The sequence below is a fragment of the Arthrobacter sp. Sr24 genome, from assembly GCF_054511175.1.
The window spans coordinates 1-25,824 of the sequence record NZ_JBTNDB010000033.1 but is presented as its reverse complement, the minus strand read 5'-3'; the positions used below and the strand labels follow the sequence as shown (position 1 = coordinate 25,824).

The window sequence follows — 25,824 nt, the reverse complement described above, 5'->3', positions numbered from 1 at the left end:
CCCCGCTGTAGACCCGACGGTTACTGCCAAACTGCGCAGTATCAGGGACGCGAACAAAACGATGTGTTAGGACTTTCGGCCCATAGAGCTCCCGCCAGCGCGGGGAATTCTTGGGGATGGTCCTTGGCGTGTCGTGAGTGTGGAAATTGGTGTCTGTTGCGGTTGAGTTTTCTGTTCGCCGACCGTGCCTTAGACTTGCTCAGATTCTGGCTCAGGCTCGCTGGTGCCAGCATCCGCAACGCCATTGCCTGGGCGTGAATGATCCGGCCCCGCTCCGCAGCCACTGCCTCAGCAACAGCTGCCCGACGCTCCGCGTCCGCCAGTTGTTACCTTCGAGGCTGTGCATGGCAAACGGTCAGAATGTTTCTGTAGTGTTCTATGTGAAGTGGCCAGCCGCCCCCCAATAGGCTGGCCACTTCTTTTTGTGCTCTCGATCAGGAGACAGCTATCGGGCAAGTTCCCCATGGTCCAAGACTAACGAGGCCGTCTCACCGTCGGAGGGCGGAGGTATTTTTCAGCAATGACGACACCAGGGCGGAGGCAGGACTAGTTGGCCAGGCACAGGAACCAACGGTGGTGGAGAGTTTTCAGGCGTCTGGGGGACGTCCAGCGAGGTTCTATCCGTTCTTGCCCCACACCTACCTGCCGTCGCGCACGCCAGAAACGACATCGAAAGCAGTGGGTAATTGCTGGTCAAGTTCGTTGAATTGTAGGGCTAAAACACCTGTTTATTCATATGAATGAAGAGTATAATTAGAGGTATACAGCAGCACAGGCGAACGAAACTTTTTGATGATACGAAACCAGGTACTGACCATGCTGAGAATCACCCTCTATTCAAAGCCCGGATGCTTCGGATGCCGCAAGACGGCCGAGAAGTTCACCGCTCTGGGAGTCCCTTTTCAGGATGTTGACTTGACGAGCACGCCGGCCGCGTTGGAGTACGTCAGTGAAGAGCTCGGTTACTCCCAGGCCCCTGTGGTTGTGGTGGATGATCACTTCCACTGGGCCGGCCTCCGTCCGGACTGCATAGATCAGGTGGCCGCCCTGCACGCTTCCACCGTGGCTGGCGCAACCGGCACGGGCGAGTAGGGCAGTGGCATGGATGAGGAAGAGCTGGTTGAATTCATTCTCCGCGACCGGCTGGCCTGGCGGATCTGGATGAACGGCTACGAGTTGGGTTTGGGTCATGGGCATCAGGACGAACGGGACGGCATGGAAGCAATGGTCGATCTTATCGCCCGAAGAAAGATCATCCTCGAACAGTGCCAAGACCATATCGTGGCGGAGCGGGCCAACACGATGACCATGGCCGAGGTCCGCCGGGCCAGGAACAACACCCGTATCGGCAGCTATCAGGGTGGTCCAGTTCTCTGGGAGACGAAAGACCATGAGTAAGAAGAAGCCCTCATCCTTCGCCCCCTACTTCACCACGACGGATGCGGACCAGGTCCGGGCAGCCTTCCTGGCCGCAGGCCACCTCGAGGGCTATGCCTCGATTTCTGAGCTGATCGAGGCAGCCACTCTGAAGGAAGTCCGGCGCCTCCAGCGCAAGCACAACAATGCCAGGCCCTGGGACGGAGCCGGGCCGGGGAGCCTGCGCTCTGGACGACGCACGCGGGGCGAACACAGCACAGAACACCACGGCACAACGTGAGGATCGAACGGGCCCGCCTTCGTAATATCCCGGCTCTGGCCTGGATTGCTGCGTAAGCCTTCGCCGTCGAAACAGGGACCGTCGACCTCCGCCGCCGCGCCCAAGGCCAGTACCTGATGCATCTCTACTCCCTGGCCCTGCTGGCTTGTCGCGGCCGGCTGTGGCATGGGGAACAGAAAGCGATCATTGCCATCGAACACAAAAAACCGCTGGCTGGGTGGACATGGCTGGCACCAGTTGGCCTCTGTGTCGTAGCGGTCACCGCCTTGTCCGCGTGGGTCTCCACGGCCGATACGGCCGGACTGCAGGGCCTCCTGGTGATCATGAAGGCCGGCGGGGGAGCCTTGGTCGTTATCCTTTTGCTTCTGCTGCCAGCCGTCATCCCCGCACTCAGGGAGATGCACCCACGCCGGACCGCACGGAACGCGCACGCCATCCGTCAATGGAGAGCAAAACTGCCCGGGCGGGAAGCCTACAAAGTCTCCTACCTCGCCATGTACCCGCAAACCCGTCAAGGCCTCGCGTTCGCCAGGGCAGCCATAGAACGCGTGGTCCCGGTAGGGGCCCCGCTCTACACCGAAGCGCGCAGTGAGGCCCATAGAGCCATCTACGCCCGCCGTGGCTTCCACCCGCTGCGGGCCGCCGACGGCACACCCACTATGGCCCTTGGCGCCCGCTAAGCAGGCAGCAGACGCGGCCGCGGCGGGCACCCAGTGCTGGCACGGCCGACGGCGGGGGAACCTTCAAATTCAGGCGGCGAGCCGGTGTTCCTGTAGTAGTAATCGTAGTAGTATTACTACTACGATTACTATTAAGGAGAGCCGCCGTGGCCGAACAGTCAGTCAAGGGTCGCGTGTACGCCGCCGCCGAGCGCATCAGCGCCGAGCGCAACCCCACGGTCGCCACCGTGCGCGAAGCCGCCGGCGTGTCCAACGCGGACGCCACCAGGTTCCTGAAGGAATGGCGGGCCGAGCGCGACAGCGCCGGGTCCAAGATCGCCGCCACCCCGGCCACCATCACTGAACAAGCATTGCGGCTTGCCGGCACCGTCTGGGAGGAAGCCGTCCGCACCGCCACGGCAGAGCACGCGATCATCGAAAAAGCCTGGCGGGACGAGAAGGCCCATAAGGACCGTGAAATCAACGAGCTCGCCACCGACCTCGACACCGCCGCCCGCACCCACCGAGAGGCCATCAAAGAATTGCGGACCCAGGTCGAGGAAAGCAACCAGGCGGCCCGCGACAACGCCGCCGCTGCGACAGAGGCCCGCGAACAATTGGCCTTGGCGGCGCGCGGTCATGCCGACGAGGTTGCGGAGTTCAAGAGCCAGCTCGCAGAAGCCCGCGCCACCATCACCACTCTGCAGAAAACCCAGGATGCTCTCATTGCCCGGATCCAGCCAGTCCAGGAGCCGAAGGCCGTACCGCCGAGTGCGGAACCAAAGAAGAACTAGTGCGATGACGGTGTTGCTGCACCAGATTCGCCGGGTCTGCAGAGTGAATAAAGTGTCAGGTCGCGGCGACGAGGCCGGCTGCTCTGCTTTGTCGGAGTGGTCCAGCTCCGCTGTGGTGAGGGTTCGTGTCCATGGTGGGGCCGAACTGCCGGCCCTTGACACCTATACACATACGAGGCTGTATCAGCCGAAACTCAGGGTGACCTCTTCGCCGAGCAGACATCCACCGTCATCAATGGTTATCGGCGCAAGGACAATATCACCGCAGCCACGCTGGCTACGTACCGAGAGTTCTACAAGGACTCTAAACTCGGCAAGGAAGATGTTTTCTACTACGTCTATGGCTTGTTGCACAGTCCTGTGTACAAGGAACAATACAAGGCGGATCTCATGAAGATGTTGCCTCGTATTCCCAAGGTCAAGGATTTCTGGGGATTCAGTGGTGCAGGCCGGAAACTTGCTGACCTGCACCTGAACTATGAGGCCGTTCAGCCGTACCCGCTGGAGGAAGTCAGCTCTGGCACAGTGGGCGATGAATATGAGTTTTACCAGGTCAGGAAGCTTTCCTTCGGCAGCCGAAAAGACCGAAGCAAGATTATCTACAACGGGAACATCACCCTGGTCGGAATTCCCGATGAGGCATACGAGTACCAGGTCAACGGGAAATCAGCATTGGAATGGATACTCGACCGATACCAAGTCACCAGGCATAAGGATTCACATATCTCCAACGATCCCAATGACTACTCCAAAGAGATCGGTAATCCCCGTTACATCGTTGACTTGATCAAGCGCATCGTCACTGTTTCCATGGAGACCAATAAGATCGTCGCGGCTCTGCCCTCACTAGAGATCGTTGAGCTATGACGAAAAGAGCATGGCAGCATCAATGAGTAATGCGCCCGTCAAGTTCATAGGCGATCGCATCTTCAACGGTTCCATCCACCTTGATCTTCTCCATCTGGCTCTCCAAAAAGGTCTATATAGAGTGGTTTTTGGTGGCACGTGGGGGTATCGAGTAGCGCTTTCGGCTGCAGCGGGTGAGGATGGCTTTCAACCACGACATTGGCGTCGTGGTTGGTGAAAGGAAACCGACTGTAATGGCTGATTACCGACACATCATGTCCAAGCTGGTGCGGGACTACTTGCGAGGTCCAAGGGCTGGTGGGTTGTTCGCATAGAACGATCGAGAAGGCCCGCCATGTCCTTGAATGTCGCGTCGCTTTTCGGAGCAACAGTCGGAACGGCACTCGTCTCAATCGACAAGTTCTTTGCATCATTTCCCTGCATTTCCATGTGCTGTCCAAGGACGGCACGCCCATCCTGACCATAGGCATCCACTAACCAAACGAGCACCATTCCTCCAACAACACGACGATCTGCGTCTTAGACTTGTTAGTCATGGCCGCTTATGTTCTGTCGGAACCAGAGGCCTACCGTCTTCCCGCCACTGCCCTCAACGAGGGTTATCGCTATCAAACTAGTCGGAGCGCTGCTCGCTCCTTCTGTACAAGCGGGTCTGGTATCGGAGCTGCGGCCACCAAGCGGCGCGTATAGTCCTCGGCTGGGTGAGTCAGAATCTGATGTGCCGGTCCTGATTCCACGACCGCACCCTGCCGCAGTACGACAACACGCTTTGCCAGCATTTCTACCACCGCAAGGTCATGACTGATGAACAGGCAAGAGAAGCCCAACTCTCGCTGTAGCTCCTGAAATAGTTTCAAAACTGCGGCCTGTACGGACACGTCTAGTGCCGAGGTCGGCTCATCGGCCACGAGGAGCCGGGGTTCCATTGAAATGGCCCGGGCGATACCAACCCGTTGCCGCTGGCCGCCGGAGAGCTCGTGAGGGAAACGGCTCGCCCACGCCTTTGGTAACTGCACTTGATCAAGTAGAGTCTCTGCCCGAGTGCGCAGTGCCGATCGGCCGCGTACGATACCGTATCGTGCAAGCGGCTCCACGATGCTCTGACCTATCGTGGCCCTGGGGTTCAGCGAGGAGGCGGGATCTTGGAATACGATGCTCAGGGCCCGACGGGCCTTGCGTGCGGCGGGTCCATGTAGGTCCGCCAAGTTCGTACCATCGAGGCTCACGGCCCCCGACGAAACTGCAGTGAGTCCAAGGATGGCCCGTCCTATGGTGCTCTTTCCGGAGCCAGATTCGCCCACGAGGCCCACAATTTCGCCCTGTTCAACATCAATGGACACCCCGTTGACGGCGAGGAATCCGGGGGTGCGGAACTGCCCCGGATAGCGCACTTCGAGGTTTCGCACTTTAAGTACTACCGGATGCTTAGAATCGCTCTCGGTCAGTGAATTGGCAATCGGTGCACCGACACCCAGCCGTGGAACGGCGGCCAACAGCTGACGAGTGTATGGCTCCTTAGGTGCAACAAAAAGTGCAAATACGTCGGAGTGTTCGATTACGGATCCAGACCGCATCACGCACACTCGGTCGGCAACCTCGGCCACGACCCCCATGTCATGAGTGATGAAGATCATAGCCATGCCCATTGATGTCTGAAGTGACTTCAGAAGAGCGAGAATATCTGCTTGAACCGTGACGTCTAGAGCCGTCGTGGGTTCATCAGCGATCAAAATTTCAGGGTCGCCTGAGATGGCCATGGCGATCATTGCTCGTTGACGCTGCCCGCCGGACAATTGATGCGAGTAGCAATCGATCCGCCGCTCCGGATCGGGCATTCCGACGAGTTTTAGTAGTTCCAAGGCGCGCGCCCGGGCTTCGGCGGCGGGGCGTTTGCGTTGGCTCTGGAGGGCCTGGCCGATGAGGGTACCAATCTTATAAACGGGGTTCAATGCCGTCATCGGTTCCTGGAAAATAACACCGATGCGTGATCCACGTACCTCGCGTAGGGTCGCTTCCGACGCGCCAATCATCTCGGTTTCACCAAATTTTATGCTACCGGTTGCATGGGCGTTGCCTGGAAGAAGACCAAGCATGGCCATCGCGGTTACACTTTTTCCTGAACCTGATTCCCCCACGAGGGCGAGTGTTTCCCCGCGATGAAGATTAAGACTCACCTCTTGGGTAACGGGGATAGCGCGGTCGCCGACGCCGAAGGACACCGAAACTCGATCCAAGCTGAGAACGATTTGATCGGGGCGTTCCGTCGATGCAGAAACCACGTTAACGGGGAAATTGCTCATTTAATGCCCTTTCTAATGAGGCTATGTCGAACTTTGATACAGTTAGCCAAAACACTTCATTGCGACAATACGACTGTGAGGATTCCCCGCTGTGGCTCACCTCAACCGCCATTCGGTGACAGTCATCGACGTGGCCAATGAAGCGGGTGTATCTAAGTCCACCGCAAGCAGGGTTCTGGCTGGCCAAGGTTCGGCCAGCCAATCGGCTCACCAGAAGGTAAAGGCAGCCGCTAAGAAACTTGGATATACCCCGAACGCTCTTGCCAAGGCCATGGTGTCGGGCTCGAGCAAGACCATCGGCGTGGTAATTCCCGATGTGGCCAGTCCGTTCTTTTCGACGGTTGTGCGTGGCCTGAGCGATGCCGCACGAACTGCTGGCTTCGAGGTGATTATTAGCAATACCGACAACGATGTCGATATCGAGACTCGGTCCCTGGCCCTCCTCGATGAAAAACGAGTCGACGGGCTGATCATCGCACCCGTATTCCAGGAAAAATCTAGAGCCATCGATGCGCTCCGAGAAAGCAAGCTGCCCTTGGTCTTCCTCGATCGCCGTGGCCCAGAGCGCAGTACGACTCCACTCGTATCCCTTGACCACATCTCCGCCTCGTTGCTTGCTACGGAACACCTTTTGGGACTTGGTCACACCCGCATCGCCATCGTGACGGAGGCAGGGAACCAGCTCGAAGAGGTCCGTTCTTTTGACGGTGATCCCCGCCTGTTGCGGCCCTCCATCCAGAGACTCCTTGGCTATCTTCGAGCGCTCGATGCCCGAAACCTGGATGTGAACCCTGACCTGGTGATCCACGCCGAGTATGACAGTGTCGATGCGGCGACCGCCGTGCGAGAGCGCTTCGGCAGCGTCAGCGGAATTACCGCTCTGTACGGTACCGATTCGGTGCTGACTTCTGGTGCCTACCATGCGCTTCTCGAACTCGGTCTGCGCTACCCCGCCGACGTATCTTTCTTGGGATTCGATGACCAGGAGTGGTCCACGATGGTTCGCCCAGCGGTCACCGTGGTGAGCCAGCCACGCTATCGGATCGGAGCCACAACGGCCACTTGTTTGATCGAAAAGATTCGGCACCCTGAGGCACAACTCGGTGACATTCTTTTGCCGGCAAAACTCATTATCCGTGACTCGACGGCCCAACCGGTGAAAATCGGACAGCGAGGCTTGGGCCCAGATCAATAGTTCCTCGCAATGGCACGTCGTGGATCCAACCAGTCCCGCAACACGTCGCCAAGCAGGCCGAACGCAAGGATCGTCAGCGCGATAATGATCGACGGGAGCAGAATCTGCTCGGGGTGTTCCATCATGAAGCGCTGACCGTCAGCCACCATCAATCCCCACGAGGGAGTAGGCGGAACCACTCCTAGGCCGAGGAAGCTCAGGCCAGACTCCAAGAGGATCGCTGAAGCCAGTGTGAGTGGAAGCTGAACAATGATCGGTGCGGCTACGTTGGGCAAGACCACTGACAGCAGCGTCCGCCACTTGGTTGCACCGAACACCTGAGAGGCTTCGACGTATTCAGAATGTCGAACGGTCATCACCTGTCCGTAGGTCAGCCTGGCGTACGCGGGTGCGAAGAGTAAACCCATCACCACGATCAGCGTAAGGATGCCAGGGCCGTAAATGGTCACAATGAGCAGAGCGAGAATAATCGGTGGAAAGGCGAGAATCACATCGACGGAACGCATCGTGATTGTCTCGACCCAGCGGCCATAGAATCCTCCGACCAGACCAAGGAACGTACCCAAGACCACTGCAATTGAGGTAGCACCGAGCGCCACCACGAGTTCGATTCGGGCGCCAAATATTAGTCGTGACAGTAGGTCGCGACCGAACTGATCAGTGCCCAGTGGATGTTCGGGAGAACCGATCGGCAGGAGCTTATTCACGATGTTCTGCTCGGCAGGATCAGCAAGACCGAGCCAGTCGGCCATGATCGTGGCGAGAACGATGAGAAGCACAAAAATAGCCGCGATGATGCGCAACGGAGACAACGCAGCGCGCAGTCGGTTGGGTGAAGCTGACCGCGAATCTGGGGCAACCGTGATCGCAACTGTGTCATTTCCGCTTGTTGGCGGCTTATCGGATGTTGGTATGGAACTCATGACTGCCTCACTCTCGGGTCAAGAAGCCCGTAACTTACATCAACCAAGATATTGATCACGATGAACAGAACGGAGATGATAATGACGACGCCCTGCACGATAGGATAATCACGCTGGAGAACGGCATCTACGAGCAGCGACCCCAGCCCAGGCCAGTTAAATACACGTTCAATCAACACCGTGGAGCCGATCAGCGTGCCCACCTCCAGGCCGAAGGAAGTGACCACCGGGTTTAGTGAGTTCCTGACCACATGGCCTTGGAAAACCTGAGAACGGCTAAGGCCGACTGAACGTGCTGTGCGAACCCAGTCCTGACCCATGGTTTCGAGTACGGAAGATCTGGTCATCCGTGCCAGAACAGCTGTAATACCCATCGAGATGGCGATTGCTGGGAGCATAATGCGGAGGAGATGACCGCCCGGGTCGTCGCCTAAAGCAACAAAACCACCAGCCGGAAACCAGCCAAAATTCAGCGCAAAAACCAGCACGAATACGGTTCCGATCACATACACCGGAACTGCCAGTCCGACCGTGGTTACCAGCGAAACAACCGTGTCTATGACTCCGCCACGCCGGGCCGCCAGTGCTCCGAGAGGAACCCCGACGACCACGGCAATGAGTGCAGCAATGAGGACAAGTTCTAGCGTGTTTGGCAACCGGGAAGCGATGAATCCAACTACCGGGCTACCATCCCGGAAAGAAGAACCCAAGTCACCTTGGACCAGTCCGCTGAGATAATGCCAGTATTGAACCAGAAACGGATCGTTGAGTCCAAGCCGCTCGCGTACCTGTGCGAGAGCTTCCGGGGTCGGTGCGCCCGCGCCCTCCCCGCTCAATAGCAGCGCCGCCGGGTCGCCCGGCACCATATGCAGCGCCAGGAAGATGAGGGTGAGTACGATCCACACCAGCACAAGACCGATGGCGCACCGTTTCAGAATGAAACGAATCATGAACGAGTCCTCTATTGGGGGATTACTTGGAACTTATGGACGTGCTGGCGAGCGTGTAACCCGACAGGAATGTTAGGAAGCCTGGGATGTTACTGAAGCCGGTTACCTTCTCGTTGTAGCCGAAGGCTTGATTACGTCCGACGAGGCTCGCGAATGGAACCGTTTCGAGAATGCGTTTCTGCACCTTATCGTAGGCTTCCTTACGCTCGGATTCATTCGCGGCACCTAGACCATCGGTCAGGAGCGAGTTGAGTTCCGGATCGTCGAATCCGAAGGAGCGGTTGTTCGCGGCCGGACCGGTCACAAAATTGGATAAGAATGAGGGGTCGTTGACGACGCCTGCGGAACCGGCGATCGCGAGATCATATTCTCCGGCGAGGGCCTTCTCCTGGCGGGTTGCCCAGTCCGGAGAGTCAAGGTCCACGGTGATCCCGACCTTTGCCAAGTCTGCTTGTACGGAGAGCGCCGAGTCTTGGTGGAAGGCGTACTGGGAGGACGTGAGTAGAGTCGCTTTGAAGCCGTCGGCATAACCGGCTTCTGCGAGCAGCGACTTGGCCTTATCCACGTCGGTGGTCCAACCGTTGGCAAGTTCCTTGTTAAAGAAGGAGCTTGACTCGGGGATGGGCGCACCTGCGATGATCGCTGCTTGGCCGGAGAACGCGGCGGAGGCAACGTTTTCACGGTTGACCGTTAACGCCACCGCCTGACGAACACGATCATCCGCAAACGGTCCGTCGGTCACATTAAAGTGAACGTACATGAACGGCCCGCTTGTCGAGTCGAGGACCAGCCCCGGTGTGGACTCGACGCGGCTAAAGTCCTCCCATGGCACGAAGTCGATCAGGTCGACGTCGCCGGCGATCAGTGCGTTGGATCGTGCCGCGCCATCGGCGTAGATGGTGAGGTCGATGGCAGTTAGGTCGACGTTACTGGCGTCGTAGAATTGTTCGTTCTTGACGAGGGAGAAGGCGATTCCCTTGTCTGTCTTTTCAAGGCTGAAGGGGCCGGCCCCTATCCAGCTGGTGCCTTCTGCCTCGAAGGCCTGATCTGGAAGGATTGCGGCTGTTGTGTCTGCGAGATACTCCGGTAATGCCACGTTTTTGGACTTTAGCTTCACCACGGCGGTGAGCTCGTCTGGCGTCTCTACTGAGTCAAGTTCCTTTATTGCCGAGTAGATTTTCGATCCACTCTCGGCGGTAGCTAGGTACTCCAGGCTCTTCTTGACGTTGGCGCTGGTGAGCGCAGAGCCGTCTTGGAAGGTCAGGTTCGGACGAAGCACAAACTTATAGCTAGTATCGTCTAGCTGCTCGAACGACTCTGCCAGAGCCGGAACCACATTTCCATCTTTGTCGTAGGCGAGAAGACCACGATGGATCAGGGTATCGAGCATCATTGCTGCGGCTCCCTGGTCACGTGCGGGCTTCAGATCCGCAACGTCGGCAGACAGCCCGATTTTCAAGCTTTGATCTGATGCTGCGTCTCCGGAGCCATCATTGCCCGAGGACGTGCAGCCGCTCAGGAGGAGCGAGCTTGCTGCAATCGCGATGATCGCGGTGCGCAGAAGGTTCTTCTTAGGTTGCATTCCTATTGTCCAATTCACTTGTGTATTAATCGTGCGACCACACGGGTGTGTGGTCGCACTGCGAGGGTTGTTACAGGCTTCTCCTTTGGTCATACTCAGCGGCCGTTTCTTTATCGATCTTTTGCTGTGCAAGGTCGGTCGCGACGTCCGCCGCGCTTCGCAGCGCGGGATCTCCGTATCCCCCGGCTCCGGCTGTTTCAATTGAGACAGTCTGCCCCGACTGAAGGACAGAATAGCCGTGGTCGATTGGGCGGGCGTCTTCACTCAGGCGACAGTCGGCCGAGGCTCCGTCACCACCTCCAAACAAGCCCCAGGGCTGGGATTTCTGCCGACTGGTGTCGAGCCAGAAGTGGATGTCTGGGGCCTCGACACGAACCGTACGACGGATTCCTAGCCCGCCACGGTACTCGCCTATGCCACCCGAGTTATCAATGAGCTCGTAGGCTTCCACTATTAGGGGGTATTCGGCCTCAAGACTTTCAACCGGTAGGTTGGATGTGTTGGTCATGTGCACCTGCACGCCGTCCATTCCGTCTTTGTTGAAGCGCGCCCCGCTACCGCCACCGATAGTTTCGAGATAAACAAAATCGCGTCCTCGAGCGGCGTCGTGACCGGAGAAGTGCACGCCGGTATTCGCTCCATTGCTTGCCGCTGTTACCCGGGTGGGGATCGCGTCTGCCAGTGCCCCTTGAATCAGGTCGACAATGCGTTGGCAAGTCTCACTTCGACCGTTCACTGCGGCTGGTGCCTCGCAGTTTACGATCGATCCCCGCGGAGCCTCAATCGTCACCGGTCGGTAGAGCCCTGCGTTGGGAGCAATGTCAGGATCGATCAGCGTCTTCAACGTGTAGTACACAGCCGCATATAGGCCTGTCCACACAACGTTTACGCTTGCCCGAACCTGTGGCGGGTTTCCAGCGAAGTCGAAGAGCATCTCCTCGCCCGACACTACTATGCGGACCCGGAGGGTCAGCTGGTCGTCAAGCTCGGGACAGTCGAAGAGGTCCTCAAAGAAGTACTCGCCGTCCGGGAACTCGGCGATCGCTGCGCGGGTACGACGTTCAGTGTAATCAAGCAGCTCATTGGAAGCCGCGGTCATGGTCTCGCGGCCATAGCGCGAACACAGCTCTGAATAACGGGTAACGGCAACCCGCAGTGCAGCCTCCTGCGCACGGAGGTCCGCTTTGCGTTCCTCCGGTACCTGGCAGTTGAGCAGGATCAGTTCCAGCAGCTCATGCTGGCGATCACCACCCTTCACGAGATGCAGGGGGGGGATCCGAATGGCCTCCTGAAAAATGTGGGCATGTCCGCGGTCGCCGAAGTCAGCATGGTGTGCGAGCGTCGCTGCCCAGGCCGCGAGCTGACCATCGACGAAGATCGGTGCGGCGAGCACGATATCAGGGAGATGCGATCCGCCGCCAGTGTAGGGATCGTTGCCGATAAAGATGTCGCCCGCCAATATCTCGTTGGCCGAAAAACGATCTTGGATAGCCGAGACGATGCCCATCAAAGAGCCGAGGTGCAGTGGCGAACCGCCCTCGTCCTGAGCGACGCCGCGTCCCTCTGCATCGAAGAGTCCGGCGGTACAGTCGCGGCGCTCTTTAATGTTCGGGGAGAATGCGGCCTTGACGAGAGTCTCACTCATTTCTTCAACGATCGTGGAGAGCGCCGAACCGATGACTTCGATGAGCACCGCGTCCAGTACGGGCGTAGGTGCGGAGGTTTCGTTAGACATGATGGGTCACTTTCCGATCTCAATGACGAGGTTGCGAAGATCATCGACGACGCAGATGTCGCCGGGGAGCAGAACTGTCGTGGTGTCCATCTGTTCGATGACGGCGGGCCCCTCGATGCGGTTTCGCGGAGCTAGAAGGCTCCGCTCATAGACCGGGCACGGACGGAATCCCTGCTCGGCTTCAAAGTAGATCTCACGTGTCGTGATGATCGCCTTGGTTGCATCAGCGGCGTCGGGTTCACTCGTGTGAAGCTCCACCTTGGGCGCATACCCGACGGCTTGAATCCGAAAAGTCACGGCTTCAGTGATGGCCTCGGGCGTGCGGTATCCGTAAACACGCTCGTGTGCCTTGTGGAAGGACTCAATAATCTCGGAGATGGCTTCGGGACTTGCAGTACCAGCCGAGGGGACGTCGATAGATAGCTCGAAGTTCTGTCCCGCATAACGCATTTCAATCCGACGCAGAATCTGGCGGCCCTCTGCAGGGATGCCCTCCTCCTCAAACCATTCGACCGCTCGCTCGCTGAGTTCGGCGAACACGGACTCCAGCTGTTCACCCTGATCAGGAGCGACCCGAGCAATGTGTGTGCGCATGAAGTCGGTCTTGATATCCGTCATTAGCAGCCCCATGGCCGACTGGGCACCGGGGGTTTCCGGAACGACGACGGTTTGAATTCCGAGCTCCCGGGCGAGCCGAGACGCGTGCAACGGACCGGCGCCGCCGAAGGGGACGAGTGCATAATCACGAGGATCGTATCCACGTTGTACCGAAATGACGCGGATCGTGCGTGCCATGTTCGCGGTGACCACACGGAGCATTCCCAGCGCAGCCTCTTCGGTACTGAGGCCCAGCGGATCTCCCGCACACTTGAGCGCGCGTATCGATTCGTTTCGGTCAATCTTCATCTGACCATTCAGCAGATACTCCGGGTTGAGAACCTGGAGAACAACGTTGGCATCGGTGACCGTGGGATCCTCGCCGTTTCCGTAGCACGCTGGCCCGGGGAAGGCTCCAGCGCTCTGCGGCCCCACACGTAGGTGCCCTCCGGTGTCAATCCAGCCGATCGACCCGCCACCAGCGCCAACCGTGTGGATATCCAGCATGGGAGAACGGATCGGACGTCCGTCGAGTTCCATTCCCGCCGTAACCTTAGGCTCCCCATTCTGAACGAGGGACACGTCCGAGGATGTGCCTCCCATATCGAAGGTGATGATGTTGGGGAAGCCCGCCGAAGCGCAAATCTGAGCCGCACCGACAACGCCGGTGCTCGGCCCGGATAACACCAGACGAACAGGCATGGCTTCGGCAGTTTCAAAGGGAATGACACCGCCGTTACTCTGCGTCACATGGGGCACCGCACGCAGACCGTTCGCCACGAGCTTTTCTCGCAACCGAGCCAGGTACCGGAAGACAACCGGACCGATATATGCATTGGTAACAACAGTAGACAGGCGCTCATACTCGCGAAACTCCGGCAGGATCTCGGAGGAGAGGGAGATGTAGGCTTCAGGGAAATCCTCACGAATGATCTCGGCGATACGCTGCTCGTGGGCCGGCACGAGATAGCTGTAAAGCAGACAAACAGCGATCGACTCCACGTCCTGATCCTTTAGCGCACGGACGACCGCCCGCACCTCGTTCTCATCGAGCGGTGTTTCGACGGCCCCGGTGTGCCGAACTCGTTCGGTCACCTCAAGACGAAGCTCACGAGGGACAAACGGGATTGGTTTGTCCGACTGCGGATTGTACATGTGGGGGCGACGTCCACGGCCTAGTTCCAGCAGGTCACGGAAGCCGCGTGTAGTGATCAACCCGGTACGCACACCGGTGCCCGTGAGCAGTGCATTGGTACCAACCGTGGTGCCGTGGGCGAAATAAGCAACCTCCTCGATCGAGCGACCGCCGAGCTGTTCGAGCAGCTCTTCTACGCCCTGCAAGATCGCCCGCCCAGGATCGTCGGGAGTACTCGACACCTTCCGCACATGGACGGCGCCGGTTGTCTCGTCAAAGGCGCAGACGTCGGTAAACGTCCCGCCGGTGTCAACTCCGATACGGAGAGTCATATGCTTCCTGCCTTAGTTTGAGATTTGAGTCCGTGCTCGGAGGTATCGATCATGGCTGTGCTCGTCTTGGCAGCGACACCGTGTCCAAATGCGCCGTAATCCATGCAGACTTGGCCGGCGTGGGCGCTAGCAGAGGAGAGGGTTTCTTCCAACCCGCGGCGTGAGAGTAGGCCGACCAATACCGTGGCGATAAAGGCGTCCCCGGCGCCGAGGGTGTCTCGAACGACCACTTGGTCGGCCTCCTGGAACAGAACGCAGTGAGCTGTGGCCAGAAAGGCTCCGTCGCTCCCGCAGGTGGCCAACACGTAGTCTGCCCCAGCAGCGACTGCGTCTACAGCCAATTGGCGTGCTTCTTCCGGGCTCATGTCGCTTGCCGAGAATGTCGCGAGATAGAGGTTTGGGAGGAGCGGCCAAGCTGACTCCCGGGTGAACCGACCACCAAAGTCGAACGAGACGTAAGTACGCTCAGCGATGGCAGCGGTATGAGAGGCAAGTGAGCCGGAGTATGCCGTGTGCACTACATCAAACGTCGCCATTGCATCTAGCTGCTCCGTCGTGGGATCAAATAGAGCTACACCGCGGTCGGATCCGATGAATACCCGATCGTTATCGATGTGACGCACTTCGGCGTACGCGGTGGGCCCGGGTACAACGCTCACGAGATCCGTTTGGACGCCCTCTTGGAGAAGGCTCTTGAGTACGAGCGCACCAGCATCGTCATCTCCGAGAACACCCATATACGCTGTATCCGCGCCCAGCCTGGACGCAAATACTGCGACGTTGACGGCATTACCACCAGGAAACATCTTCTCCAGGCTTACATATTTGTCGACGACATTGTCGCCTGCACCCAAAAGGCGCATTAGTACTCCACTTTGTACATGTATCGGCGAACTGACGTGTCGTGCCCTCGGCGGGCGGCTACGTGGTCAAGCACGCGACGCTCAGCGCTCATCAGGGCGAGTACACTGAGATCCGGCCGAGCCTCGGCGGAAATACCGGGAAGCGAGAATGTGGATGTGTCGATGAGACCAAACTTACTCGCATACTTATCCCCGAAGCGTACGACGCGTTCTCCCAGCTGGCGGCTTTCGTCTTCGGCCATAAGCACGACGAGTGGGATCTCCTTGCCGATCATTTCGAGAGGTCCATGGAAGAAGTCAGCACCATTGATGGCCGCGGAGTTCATCCACTGCATCTCCATGAAATAGCACCAAGACATCATCTTGGCCATACCGTAAGCCGGTCCCGCTCCGACGATGTAGTTGAAGGGAGCGTCGGCGAGAATATCGGCAATTTTTTCGCCAGCCTCGGCGACCTCTTCTTTGGTTGCTCGCAGCGCACCCGGGAGTGCTGGCATGGAGGCGCGAATGGTGGCTGCCTTCTCGCTCTGACCGAGACCATCGAGCAACGCGAGTGCAACTTGTTCGTTAAGGACGAGCTTGGGCTCGGTGATCGAGATGGTGTCAGGGTAATCAAGATGCAAGTCACCGACGCGGGAAAGGCCATTCTCGCCCTGACGGGAGATGCCGATGACGGTGGCGCCCTGCGCCTTGGCGAACTCGGCCGCGGCGAGGGTCTCTGGGGTATTGCCTGAGTGTGATGCGGCCACGACAAGGGCACGCTTGTCGAGCCCAACGGGATTGCGGCTGGTCAGCTCCGCGCTGGAGATGCGCTGTGTGCTGATTCCGTCCGCATAGCGGTCCAACAGATCAAATGCTGGGTAAGTCCCGAAGTGCGAGCCGCCGCAGCCCACGAGGTAGACGCGCTCGATGCCCTGCGCCAAGGTTGCAGAGATGAATTCCTGTGTTTTTTCGTCTTGGTCCAAGGCATGCTGAACGCAGGCCTCGAAGTCGTTGGGAATAGGGATGATGCCGTTCATCGGAAAGACCTTCGGTTCGAGAGTATGCTTAGAAACTTTTTGGGAGCGTTCCCAAAATGCAATACTCATAGTCTGAAGGTGAAATTAGGCCCCGTCTACCTAATTTTGGGAACGTTACCAAAAAGTGACCTTCCTCTCATTTGCGGTTCAAATGTGTTAAAGTATCGGAAATCGTTCATCGCGGATCCAGGGAGGCTGCACACGGTCGGTCCGTTCTCCTCGGCTCCGGCATGGACCCAACCGAGCTAGACCGACTAATTGGTGGGCATCCCAGTTTGGGTCTTGGCGTCAAGTCCGGAAAGCAGTCGCCTCATCTGAGCCTCCTCGTTACTGATGATCTCAAACGGCAGCTCAAGGATTTTGTTGATGGGCGTAGAACAGTGCCGGCGATTTGGTGAGGGAGATCCTTGCATGAACGACCTGGTGACAACTTGAAGCCGCAGGAAACGTCAATTGTCTGGTTGATTGGCACCGATCTGCTTGTCCATCAACGCGGGACGCCGCAGCCTCATCTTTAGGGATAGGTCATAATCGATCGATTATGGCTCGATCAATTGTGACAACTGAAGTGTGCTGTGGACTAGGTATCGCAGGCCAAGTACGAAACGTGCTCCGCCGGATACGAGGGTGCGCACGGATTCTGGTCCACTGGGTTTGAGATCATGCGGATCTGCTGGACGAGAATGACGGTCAGCCGGACATGGGTTAGTTGGCGCCGCCCACCTGCTGTCATTTTCAGGATTCATCTGTACCAATAGCTGTCCAAGCGATCTGAGCTGTAGCTGAACCACGGCGTCCCCGATGCCGCGAGTGACAACTCGCTGCACCGGGGCCGCCGTTATGTGTCCATCTGGGTGTGCCCGATAGAACAGGTAGAGATGGCCTCCAAGCTGTGTCAATTAAGGTGTCATCCGGCCGTAGATGGACGTAAATGACGGAGGGTTTTAGAAGACTGGACACGAAGTGCAGGCGGTTTGCTCCGTGCGGGTTAGTGCCGTGGACCAGAGCGAGATACGGCAGCTTGAAGCACTTGGCCTTGTAGATAGGCTGTTCACCGAGAAGGGCAGCGGCGAGTACACAGACGGCAGGGATCTCAGTGTTCTGTAATCGCTGCATTGTGCCGTAAGTTCGTACTATGCAGCCCACTAAAATTGCTCGACAGCAGCAGATCGCCGTATTTGGTGAAAGCGGAAGCGGCAAGACTGTGCTCTTGTCGTCTTTTTACGGACTAGCGGTAGAGCAGCTACTTTCGGGTACGGAGCAGTTTGACCTTCTTGCAGTCGATAGTGCTCAGGGTCGTCGTCTGCATCAGAACTACCTCGGTATGAAAAACTCAGCTGCGCTACCGATGACCGATCATTTTTCTGCCACGTCATATGCTTTTTCGATCAAACGCAAACCCAAGATGGCTGTCGGGGCCAAGAAGGCTCCAGAAGAGTTGCGCCTTGTGTGGCACGACTACCCGGGTGAGTGGTTCGAGCAAGAACCTAATGGCGAAGTAGAAGCAGAACGCCGGATTGACACGTTTCGAGCTCTGCTAGGTTCTGATGTCGCACTCGTCTTGGTAGATAGCCAGAAGCTTCTCGACAATGCGGGCGAGGAAGCGCGGTATCTCAAATCGCTGCTTTCGAACATCAATAATCAATTGCTCAAGCTGCGTGACGACATTCTGCAAGAGAATAAGCCTCTCGTGGTATTTCCGCGGATCTGGCTGATGGCCCTATCCAAGGCCGATCTGTTGCCGGGCTTGGACGTGACTGGCTTCCGGGATCTTCTCGTAGAGAAATCCGGCGCCGAGTTGAACAAACTGCAAGAGGTGATCGCAACCTTTGTAGAGGCGCCTGAGGCCTTGTCGGTGGGAGACGATTTTGTGCTGCTCTCATCAGCCCGGTTCGAGCCCGAGAAGATAGAAGTGACCAAGCGCGTGGGGTTGGATTTAATCCTTCCGATCGCGGCGATACTTCCCTTTTCACGCTTTGTGGGCTGGGCCTCCGCGATGCGCAAAGGCGGAGACGTAGCCAAGCATTTGGCCGATGCTGCTTCGTCGGTTGCTCTGTTGATTGGTGATGCCAAGCTGCCTATTCTTCTAGCCCGACTGCCTGGTCCCTTTGGAAAGGTAGCGCGCTTTGTCTCTCCCGCGCTCATGCAGATGGTGCTCGATCTCGCAGGGAACAAAGTGCAGGGTATGCATGCCGAAGCGAAAGCAAAGCATGACTTCCTTGCCGAAACGATTACAGGATTCCAAATGGAGTTGGATCAGGGTGAAGGTGAAAAGGTCCTATTGAGGAGTCGCACGTGACCCCCGACAGCCGTGGAGCGAGGAATGAGGCTGTCTTTATTTGGGCCACTCGAGGGAAGACTTGGGGATTTCGTTTCCTGCGAACGGCCTATTGGCAAGATCCGCTTGAAGCTTACGAAGCAGCATTTTCCGGAATTGGGAATACTGCAGAAGCATTCCAAATAAACGCAGACACTGTCGCGTTTCGGGTCCTCGATCCTGAGAAACGTCGAGATGCGGCAGGCAGAGTGATCCCCCATGAGTTCGTGCTGTTCCCTCCACTGACGGGCAAAGTGAAATCCCTGGAAGATGGGTTCCAGTTGGTATGGCCCCTAGTGAAGGATGACTTCGCTCGTCACTGGGATGGACCTCAACCACCAACCAGCGGTCCTTAGCCAAGGGCTGTGCGATTCTTGCCGAGGTTGGGGTCTCCGCTTCAGGTGAGTTCCATGTTGAGGTATCGATAGACGGTGGCTCGGCTTGTTCCGATGATTTTTCCTATGTCGGCTGGTTTCAAACCTTGTTCCTTTAGTTTGTGGGCTTGTTTGACATTTGCGTGGTGGGCGGTAATTTCCCGGCGTCCTGCTTTGCGTCCATGGGAAGCGGCGATGGCCATGCCGGCTTTGGTGCGTTCGGAGAGTTGATCGCGTTCGAGCTGGGCAAAAGCGGAGATGATGGTGATCATGGCTTGGGCCATGGCTCCGCCGAGTTCGCTGTCGGGGTCGGTGGCGATGCCATCGCGCAGGGAGCGGAATTTGATGCCGCGTGCCTTGAATCCGTCGAGTAATTCGAGCAGGTGGCGGGTGTTGCGTCCTAGCCTGTCCAATTTCCAGACGACGACCTCATCTTCCTTGCTGAGGCGGTCCAGCATCTTGTCCAGTTCAGGGCGGGTGGTTTTGGTGCCGCTGATTCCATGGTCGCGGTATATCCGTTCACATCCAGCGGCTTCCAGTTCCCGGATCTGTAGTTCGGTGTCCTGGTCTGCAGTGCTGACCCTTGCATATCCTAGGCGCGTCATGAATCTCCTCCTGCCGTTTCCCATCAAAGGCGATTTATCTCTGGTAATGAGAATATCAAATTGAGACACATTGTTGAGAATTTACGGGATCGACACAACCCGCGGATGTCCGGCGATTTGCGGCGCGGACTGTCGGGCCGGGGGAGCGGGGACTGAATGTCCCATCAATGGTTCCATTGATAGGACTCTCCGCCGGGCTACGTTGATGGAAAGTCTGCTGCCTCTCGACTGCCACACATTTGAGATTGACGCCTATCGCAACCTGGCTTCGACGGCGGGAACAACGTTGGATCGGTGAACTCAGCTGGCAGGAGCGGTTCGATTTGCGCGTTGGAATTGGCCGAGCTGGAGGCTTGGGACGCCAAGTGCCAGCCCGTTTTCTACCCCTTGTTCTGACGAAAGAGAGCCCAGCAGCATGCCTGCCAAGATCACATCGTTCCCATACCCAAGACTGCAAGGATGAGCTTTGCCGTGAAGTCATCGGCACCTCCAATCCGGGTGTCGATGTCGCCAAGTCCTGTCAAACCGTGGAGTCCGGTGGGTGGAAAGCGGGGAACGTGGGGGGATCGGCGCGGCCCGGAGAACAATTGCTGTGGCATCAAAGGCCGCTGCCGCCCGATTGCCGGGGCCGGTGGTTGCCGCCGGCCCCCTAGCGAAGAGCTGCCGACCTCATCTATTGGTCCCTTGATCACACTTCATGTAGAAGTCCCCGGCCGATGTCAGTAGGTCTTGGGCGGAGACATGACTCCATCTATGTAGGCAGCATAGGCGTCGACCGAGTCTTTGGTGACCAGGTGGGTGGAGACGTTGGAAATCTTGGGCACGAAGTTCTTCAGGGCCAGAGACTGGAAGACGATGTCGATCATTTGACGGCCGTTGTCCACGGAGTTTACGTCGACGGATGCCGTGAGTTTTCCTGCACGAATAGCGTCCATGCCAGATTTGAGACCGTCTGCGCCGATGATCACGATGCCTTCGGTGCCGTCCCATTGTTTCTTACCGGCGGCGTCCACTGCCTGTGATGCGCCCAAGGCCATGTCTTCATTTTCGCCATAGATTGCGTTGACGTCGGGGTATTTGGTCAGCAGATCTTGGGCGGCGGAGAGGCCCTTGTCCCGCAGGTAGCCGCCGTCGGCGCTACCGACGACGGTGATGCCGGGGTTTTCCGCCATGGCTTTGCCGAAGCCGATTTCACGGGCCTTGGTCCAGTCCGAACCGGCCGGACCCATGATCTTGATGACCTTACCCTGCCCCTTAAGGGTGTCGGCGATAAATTTGCCGGCGATGTAGCCCGACTGCCACCGGTTGTCATAGCCGATGTTAGAGATGGTGTTGACATCATCGATCGGATACAGCTCCACGGGCTGATTGAACTGGAAGATACCTGTTCCGGAATCCATGGCGCTCTTGTACACCGACTGCATGGTGGCGAAGTTGGCGCCGGTGCAGATGAGTACGGCGTCGAACTTCCGGCTGGCCCAGGTCTGGACGGTGCTGATCTGCTGTTCGACGGCGTTGAAGTTTCCAGTGGGGGATGACTTCTCCCACTTCCACTTCACCCCGTACAGGTCCTCGAGTTCGGCCATGCGGATGAACATCGAGTTCTCCATCTGCGTGTAGTACTCGGATAGGACCGGTGGGGTGAAGCCGACCTGCAGCTGCTTGCCGTTGACGATCTTTTTGATTGCCTCAGTGTATGCCGGGGTGCCCTCCTGCCCTGCACCCATCACGGCGCCACTGGCAGCTTTTTCTCCGCCTGGTGGTGTGGTGCATGCACTCAGGAGTCCGGCGGCGCCCAGCAGGGCACCCGCGCCCAGAAGGTTGCGCCGTGAGGTGATGGGCTTGCCGGCGGCGGACTTGATGGATGAATCGATCATTGGAGGTTCTCCTTGGTAGCTGAACTCTGAGGTGGATTGAACTAAAACATTTTTGGCGGGAATCATGTCGGTTGCACCACGGGTGCTTTTGCTGCGGAAACGGGGGCACCTTGCAGGGCGGCCTTGGTCTGGCGCTCCTTGAAGTGGGCGGTGAGGCGGTCGAGCAGGATGGCCAGTGTGAGAATCAGTCCGGTGGCAACTTGCTGCCAGTCAGAGCTGATGCCGGCGATGTTCATGGCGTTGGTGGTGAGCGTGAGGGTCAGGGCACCGAGAACCGCTCCCAACGCCCGGCCGCGACCACCGGCCAAGGTGGCACCGCCGATAATGGCCGCCGCAATGGCGAGGATCTCATAGCCGGTACCCATGGTCGGGGCAACATTGGTTGTCCTGCCAGCGAGAATGACGCCAGCCAGGCCAGCGATTCCGCCGCTGAGCATGTATGCATAGGCCTGGACCCGGGCCACGGGAACGCCGGAGAGCTTAGCCGCTTCGGGGCTTCCCCCGACGGCGTAGAAATGTCGTCCGAGGATGGTTCGGCGCAGCAGGACTGAAACCAGAACCCACATTAAGAGGGCAACGAGGATGGGAAAGCTGAGAAACCCCATAATCTTTGCCAAGCCGCCCACCAAATTGTAGTCGGGGGTCATGTAGTTGGTGAATGGCGTCCCTTTGGTCCACAGGAACAGGACACCACGGGCAACTCCCATCATGGCCAGTGTCGCAACAAAGTCGGGCAGTCCGAGCTTGGTGATCATGAGTGCGTTAAGGAATCCGCAGACGACGCCGCAGGCGATTCCCGCCAGCAGGGCCAGGGGAAGGATCAGTCCCTGTGTGATGAGGTAGGCCGCAACACCGGCAGAGAGCCCCATGACGGATCCGACAGACAAATCGATGCCGCGCACGATCAGGACCACTGTCATGCCGAGCGCCAGAAGCAGGACGAAGACCATCTGGTTGGCAATGTTCGCCCAGTTGCCGAAGCTGATGAACGACGGGGAAACAAAGGCCATGACGACCGTGGCGGCGACGAGCAGTGCAGCAACGCCGGAGGAGGGCTGGGCGAAGAGTTTTTCGATGCGCTGCCCCAGGGGCGGGGGCGTCAATGAAGTGGACATGTTGGATTCTCCCTAGGCGTGGACTGGCTCGGCGGTGGTGGCAACGGTGGGGCGGCGGACCGTGTGCAGCCAGCGTTGGGCACCTCGGTCAAAGGCGACTGCCGCAACGATGGCGGCCCCGGTCACGATCTGGAACCAGAGGGGATCTACTCCGATCAACTGCATGCCGCGGCTGAGGACGGAGAGGAAGAAGGCGCCCACGGCGGCGCGCCAGATGCTGCCACGGCCGCCAGCCAGTGAAACGCCACCGATGACGCAGGCGGCGATCGCGTTTAGTTCGTACCCGCCACCGAGGCCGGGCTGGACGGAGTTTAGCTTCGAGGCCAAGAGCACCCCCGCTGCGCCGGCGACGATGCCCGAGATCAGGTAGACCTGAAACGAGACGGATCGAACGCTGGTGCCGGCCAGGAAGGCGGCCTTGGGATTGACGCCCACGGCATAGGTTTTGCGGCCGAAGGGTGTCCGAATGAGGACGATCTCCAAGAGGACCAAAAGGATGACCATGATGACGACGCCGGCCGGGACGCCGAAGATGCTGGCGCTCGTGAGGCCCAGCAAAGCGGCGTCGGAAGTTCCCGTCAGGGGTTCATTGGTGGTGAAAACCTTCAAAATTCCTGCCCCGATGCTCAGTGTGGCCAATGTGACGATGAAGTCACTCACCCCCAATCCGGCGATCAGCGATCCGTTGACGAGGCCGAAGACCAAGCCAGTGACCAGCCCCGCGGCGACAGCGACGATCAGTGGTGCTCCGTTCATGGACACGAACAGGGTGGAGGCAGCACTGAGGCCGATATTCGACCCGACAGAGAGGTCGATCCCTCCGCTGATCAGGACGTAGGTCATTCCTGCAGCCAAGAGAATGGCCGACACCGATTCAACGAAGGTGTTGTAGATGTTTTCGGAGGTCAGGAAGTACGGCGAGGCGATGGCGAACCCCACGCACATGATGACGAAGACGACTGTGACGGCCACTCCGTCGATGGCCAGGAATCTTTTCAGGCTTCTGTTGGTGCTCACGCTGCTGCGCCTCCTCGGGTGGCTTGGGAAATGATGTACTCGGCCAGTTCACTCGATTCGGATGCCGGCTCATCACGGCCGGTGCTGTCGATCTGGTCCACAATCGTCCCTTCCCTCATGATGGCAATCCGGTCCGAAACCCGGATGAGTTCGGGCAGCTCAGAGCTGATGACGATCACCGCCCCTCCCTGGTCAGCAAAGTCGTAGATGAGGCGGTAGACCTCTTCCTTGGCACCAACATCAATTCCCTGCGTGGGTTCATCGAAGATGATCAGATCGGGCTGGGTGAACAGACATCGGGCAATGACGGCTTTTTGCTGGTTTCCGCCGCTAAGGTTGCGGATCTTCTCCTGCTCGGAACTGGTCTTGATGCCCAGGTCCTTCACATAGTGCTTGGCCGTGGACGTCTCGACCTTTCTGTTCAGAAAAAATCTGGCGATAGAGGTTTTCCCGAGGTCACTAATGGTGATGTTCTTGGCGACCGAGAAATCACCGAGAATGGCTTGTGTCTTGCGTTCCTCCGGCACGTACGCGATGCCCTTCTTGCCGGCGTCCCGCGGCGAGGGGATAGAGACTGCCTTGGTTTTGACGTAGATTTGTCCTGCATCCAGGCGGTCCGCACCCAAGATGACCCGGGCTGTTTCCGTACGTCCCGCTCCGGCGATGCCAGCAATTCCGAGGATCTCTCCGCGGCCAACGCGCAAGCTAATGTCATGGAGGAGCGGCTGGCGGCCAACAGCATCAAGCCGGAGTATCTCCGCCGGTTCTCCATGGAATCTCTTTTCGCGCCGGCCCATCTGTGCCGGGCCGGCCTCTGGATTAACGCTGGAACGGCCCACCATCAGACGCACGAGCGATTCGGCCGTCTCTTCCTCAGGATTGACGGTGGCGATCCATTGCCCGTCGCGCAGGACAGTTACCGTGTCTGCGAGGCCGAACAGTTCATCAAGCCGGTGGGTCACCCAAAGCAGGGCTATACCCCTGTCCCGCAGCTGGCGCATGTATTCGAAGAGGGTATGCCGCTCGTGGTCGGCCAATCCGGAGGTGGGTTCGTCGAGGATGAGTACGCGGGTGTTGAAGGCCAGCGCCTTGAGAATTTGGACGACGTGCTGCTTCAGGGCTCCCAGAGCCTCCACCGGGACGTCAAGTTCCTTGGCCCCGAAACCGAAATCTTTTGCCAGCGCCTCTATTTTGATGCGCATTGCCTTGTTGTCCAAGGTACGGCCGAACCCCTTCTTTCCTTTGGACAGTTCACGGCCGAGAAAGATGTTCTCGACCGCGGTGAGGTTTGGCGCCAAGGACTGTTCCTGGTGAATGGTGGAGATGCCCAGGTCTTGGGCCTGCCTGGGACCGGCAAAGGAGGTCTCCGAACCTGAAACCCGGATGGTGCCAGCGGTGGGGGATTTGGTGCCGGAGAGGATGCCAATGAGCGTCGACTTGCCCGCCCCGTTCTCACCCAAAAGGCCGTGGATTTCCCCGGAACGCAGGTCGATGTTCACGGAGGACAAGGCTGTGACGCCGGGGTAGGACTTGCTGATTCCCCGCACGGAGACAAGGGGGTCCGCCACGGGCGAGGGGCCCGGGGCTTTTTCTGTTTCGGACTGCATGTGTGCCACCTCATTGTGGAAGAAATAAATGTTGTCTACGACGCGGTAGACCGGTCATCAGGTGGCCATACCTCTTTGATCATGCGGGCCAATAAAAATGCTGCGGCCTGCGCTGCGGTCGGGACGGGGCGGAGTAGTTCCGCCCCGTCCCTGAGGGATCAGTAAGTACGCACCCGGTGGGCTGGCCGGGTTGGGGGTGGGTTAGGAGGCGTCGAGCATCTCGAGGAATTCAATGCTGGTGCGCACGTCCCCATGGTTGGCTTGGATGTTGCGCAGGGATTCCCAGTGCTGGCCGTAGCCGAGA

Annotated in this window: 20 protein-coding genes and 1 pseudogene; 8 read left to right on the top strand and 13 right to left on the bottom strand. The window is 58.3% G+C overall.

Annotated features, from left to right (window positions below):
• Positions 1–816 precede the first annotated feature (816 nt).
• From ACX80D_RS16155 to ACX80D_RS16130, 6 genes and pseudogenes are all read left to right on the top strand, one after another.
• Entirely contained in the window at positions 817–1,092 is a 276-nt protein-coding gene (locus ACX80D_RS16155; protein ID WP_459323896.1) for a glutaredoxin family protein, read from the top strand.
• 9 nt (positions 1,093–1,101) lie between these two features.
• Positions 1,102–1,398: a hypothetical protein gene (locus ACX80D_RS16150; RefSeq protein ID WP_459323895.1), complete on the top strand. Its 297-nt coding sequence runs from the start codon at positions 1,102–1,104 to the stop codon at positions 1,396–1,398.
• Positions 1,391–1,657 (top strand): ParB family protein, encoded by a 267-nt coding sequence (locus ACX80D_RS16145; protein WP_459323894.1) that lies wholly within the window; start codon positions 1,391–1,393, stop codon positions 1,655–1,657. The genes ACX80D_RS16150 and ACX80D_RS16145 overlap by 8 nt, the downstream gene beginning before the upstream one ends.
• Before the next feature lie 116 nt (positions 1,658–1,773).
• Entirely contained in the window at positions 1,774–2,337 is a 564-nt protein-coding gene (locus tag ACX80D_RS16140) for a hypothetical protein (protein WP_459323893.1), read from the top strand.
• A gap of 146 nt (positions 2,338–2,483) precedes the next feature.
• Positions 2,484–3,110: a DNA-binding protein gene (locus ACX80D_RS16135; protein ID WP_459323892.1), complete on the top strand. Its 627-nt coding sequence runs from the start codon at positions 2,484–2,486 to the stop codon at positions 3,108–3,110.
• 174 nt (positions 3,111–3,284) lie between these two features.
• Positions 3,285–3,977: pseudogene (locus ACX80D_RS16130) on the top strand (type ISP restriction/modification enzyme); the annotation flags it as partial.
• 608 nt (positions 3,978–4,585) lie between these two features.
• Here the strand turns inward: ACX80D_RS16130 and ACX80D_RS16125 are convergent.
• On the bottom strand, positions 4,586–6,277 hold the full coding sequence (locus ACX80D_RS16125; protein ID WP_459323891.1) for an ABC transporter ATP-binding protein: 1,692 nt from the start codon (positions 6,275–6,277) through the stop codon (positions 4,586–4,588).
• A 91-nt stretch (positions 6,278–6,368) separates the two neighbouring features.
• Between ACX80D_RS16125 and ACX80D_RS16120 the strand changes: the two genes are divergently transcribed.
• Complete coding sequence (locus tag ACX80D_RS16120; RefSeq protein ID WP_459323890.1) at positions 6,369–7,472, top strand: LacI family DNA-binding transcriptional regulator; 1,104 nt, start codon at positions 6,369–6,371, stop codon at positions 7,470–7,472.
• Here the strand turns inward: ACX80D_RS16120 and ACX80D_RS16115 are convergent.
• The 7 genes from ACX80D_RS16115 to ACX80D_RS16085 form a co-directional block, all read right to left on the bottom strand.
• Positions 7,466–8,395: an ABC transporter permease gene (locus ACX80D_RS16115; protein ID WP_459323889.1), complete on the bottom strand. Its 930-nt coding sequence runs from the start codon at positions 8,393–8,395 to the stop codon at positions 7,466–7,468. The two genes, ACX80D_RS16120 and ACX80D_RS16115, sit on opposite strands and share 7 nt — an antisense overlap.
• Entirely contained in the window at positions 8,392–9,345 is a 954-nt protein-coding gene (locus ACX80D_RS16110; protein WP_459323888.1) for an ABC transporter permease, read from the bottom strand. The genes ACX80D_RS16115 and ACX80D_RS16110 overlap by 4 nt, the downstream gene beginning before the upstream one ends.
• A gap of 22 nt (positions 9,346–9,367) precedes the next feature.
• Positions 9,368–10,927: an ABC transporter substrate-binding protein gene (locus ACX80D_RS16105; protein WP_459323887.1), complete on the bottom strand. Its 1,560-nt coding sequence runs from the start codon at positions 10,925–10,927 to the stop codon at positions 9,368–9,370.
• A 70-nt stretch (positions 10,928–10,997) separates the two neighbouring features.
• Positions 10,998–12,662 carry a hydantoinase B/oxoprolinase family protein gene (locus tag ACX80D_RS16100; protein WP_459323886.1) on the bottom strand — a complete coding sequence of 555 codons (1,665 nt, stop codon included), beginning with the start codon at positions 12,660–12,662 and terminating at the stop codon, positions 10,998–11,000.
• A gap of 6 nt (positions 12,663–12,668) precedes the next feature.
• Complete coding sequence (locus ACX80D_RS16095) at positions 12,669–14,726, bottom strand: hydantoinase/oxoprolinase family protein (RefSeq protein WP_459323885.1); 2,058 nt, start codon at positions 14,724–14,726, stop codon at positions 12,669–12,671.
• Complete coding sequence (locus ACX80D_RS16090) at positions 14,723–15,589, bottom strand: PfkB family carbohydrate kinase (RefSeq protein ID WP_459323884.1); 867 nt, start codon at positions 15,587–15,589, stop codon at positions 14,723–14,725. Before ACX80D_RS16090 ends, ACX80D_RS16095 begins: the two co-directional genes overlap by 4 nt.
• On the bottom strand, positions 15,589–16,677 hold the full coding sequence (locus tag ACX80D_RS16085) for an SIS domain-containing protein (RefSeq protein WP_459323883.1): 1,089 nt from the start codon (positions 16,675–16,677) through the stop codon (positions 15,589–15,591). Before ACX80D_RS16085 ends, ACX80D_RS16090 begins: the two co-directional genes overlap by 1 nt.
• Positions 16,678–17,743: 1,066 nt before the next feature.
• Here ACX80D_RS16085 and ACX80D_RS16080 point away from each other — a divergent pair.
• Positions 17,744–18,907 (top strand): TRAFAC clade GTPase domain-containing protein, encoded by a 1,164-nt coding sequence (locus ACX80D_RS16080; RefSeq protein WP_459323882.1) that lies wholly within the window; start codon positions 17,744–17,746, stop codon positions 18,905–18,907.
• Positions 18,908–19,322: 415 nt separating this feature from the next.
• On the opposite strand, the gene ACX80D_RS16075 is transcribed toward ACX80D_RS16080, so the two are convergent.
• The 5 genes from ACX80D_RS16075 to ACX80D_RS16055 all read right to left on the bottom strand — a co-directional run bounded on the left by ACX80D_RS16075 (position 19,323) and on the right by ACX80D_RS16055 (position 25,520).
• Entirely contained in the window at positions 19,323–19,904 is a 582-nt protein-coding gene (locus tag ACX80D_RS16075) for a recombinase family protein (RefSeq protein WP_459323881.1), read from the bottom strand.
• Positions 19,905–20,623: 719 nt separating this feature from the next.
• Positions 20,624–21,781 (bottom strand): sugar ABC transporter substrate-binding protein, encoded by a 1,158-nt coding sequence (locus ACX80D_RS16070; RefSeq protein ID WP_459323880.1) that lies wholly within the window; start codon positions 21,779–21,781, stop codon positions 20,624–20,626.
• A gap of 62 nt (positions 21,782–21,843) precedes the next feature.
• The gene (locus tag ACX80D_RS16065) at positions 21,844–22,896 is read right to left on the bottom strand and encodes an ABC transporter permease (RefSeq protein ID WP_459323879.1); all 1,053 of its coding nucleotides are present in this window, start codon (positions 22,894–22,896) and stop codon (positions 21,844–21,846) included.
• Between the two features lie 12 nt (positions 22,897–22,908).
• On the bottom strand, positions 22,909–23,913 hold the full coding sequence (locus ACX80D_RS16060; protein ID WP_459323878.1) for an ABC transporter permease: 1,005 nt from the start codon (positions 23,911–23,913) through the stop codon (positions 22,909–22,911).
• Positions 23,910–25,520, bottom strand: a complete 1,611-nt coding sequence (locus tag ACX80D_RS16055; RefSeq protein ID WP_459323877.1) for a sugar ABC transporter ATP-binding protein — start codon at positions 25,518–25,520, stop codon at positions 23,910–23,912. Before ACX80D_RS16055 ends, ACX80D_RS16060 begins: the two co-directional genes overlap by 4 nt.
• Between the last annotated feature and the right edge of the window lie 304 nt (positions 25,521–25,824).

What these genes read in the sequence shown, in the direction of transcription:
- ACX80D_RS16090 (WP_459323884.1), bottom strand. Translation starts at nt 15,589, where the DNA reads ATGCGCCTTTTGGGTGCAGGCGACAATGTCGTCGACAAATATGTAAGC.
- ACX80D_RS16065 (WP_459323879.1), bottom strand. Translation starts at nt 22,896, where the DNA reads ATGTCCACTTCATTGACGCCCCCGCCCCTGGGGCAGCGCATCGAAAAA.
- ACX80D_RS16115 (WP_459323889.1), bottom strand. Translation starts at nt 8,395, where the DNA reads ATGAGTTCCATACCAACATCCGATAAGCCGCCAACAAGCGGAAATGAC.
- ACX80D_RS16055 (WP_459323877.1), bottom strand. Translation starts at nt 25,520, where the DNA reads ATGCAGTCCGAAACAGAAAAAGCCCCGGGCCCCTCGCCCGTGGCGGAC.
- ACX80D_RS16075 (WP_459323881.1), bottom strand. Translation starts at nt 19,904, where the DNA reads ATGACGCGCCTAGGATATGCAAGGGTCAGCACTGCAGACCAGGACACC.
- ACX80D_RS16100 (WP_459323886.1), bottom strand. Translation starts at nt 12,662, where the DNA reads ATGTCTAACGAAACCTCCGCACCTACGCCCGTACTGGACGCGGTGCTC.
- ACX80D_RS16140 (WP_459323893.1), top strand. Translation starts at nt 1,774, where the DNA reads ATGCATCTCTACTCCCTGGCCCTGCTGGCTTGTCGCGGCCGGCTGTGG.
- ACX80D_RS16110 (WP_459323888.1), bottom strand. Translation starts at nt 9,345, where the DNA reads ATGATTCGTTTCATTCTGAAACGGTGCGCCATCGGTCTTGTGCTGGTG.
- ACX80D_RS16070 (WP_459323880.1), bottom strand. Translation starts at nt 21,781, where the DNA reads ATGATCGATTCATCCATCAAGTCCGCCGCCGGCAAGCCCATCACCTCA.
- ACX80D_RS16145 (WP_459323894.1), top strand. Translation starts at nt 1,391, where the DNA reads ATGAGTAAGAAGAAGCCCTCATCCTTCGCCCCCTACTTCACCACGACG.
- ACX80D_RS16125 (WP_459323891.1), bottom strand. Translation starts at nt 6,277, where the DNA reads ATGAGCAATTTCCCCGTTAACGTGGTTTCTGCATCGACGGAACGCCCC.
- ACX80D_RS16155 (WP_459323896.1), top strand. Translation starts at nt 817, where the DNA reads ATGCTGAGAATCACCCTCTATTCAAAGCCCGGATGCTTCGGATGCCGC.
- ACX80D_RS16150 (WP_459323895.1), top strand. Translation starts at nt 1,102, where the DNA reads ATGGATGAGGAAGAGCTGGTTGAATTCATTCTCCGCGACCGGCTGGCC.
- ACX80D_RS16080 (WP_459323882.1), top strand. Translation starts at nt 17,744, where the DNA reads ATGCAGCCCACTAAAATTGCTCGACAGCAGCAGATCGCCGTATTTGGT.
- ACX80D_RS16095 (WP_459323885.1), bottom strand. Translation starts at nt 14,726, where the DNA reads ATGACTCTCCGTATCGGAGTTGACACCGGCGGGACGTTTACCGACGTC.
- ACX80D_RS16105 (WP_459323887.1), bottom strand. Translation starts at nt 10,927, where the DNA reads ATGCAACCTAAGAAGAACCTTCTGCGCACCGCGATCATCGCGATTGCA.
- ACX80D_RS16085 (WP_459323883.1), bottom strand. Translation starts at nt 16,677, where the DNA reads ATGAGTATTGCATTTTGGGAACGCTCCCAAAAAGTTTCTAAGCATACT.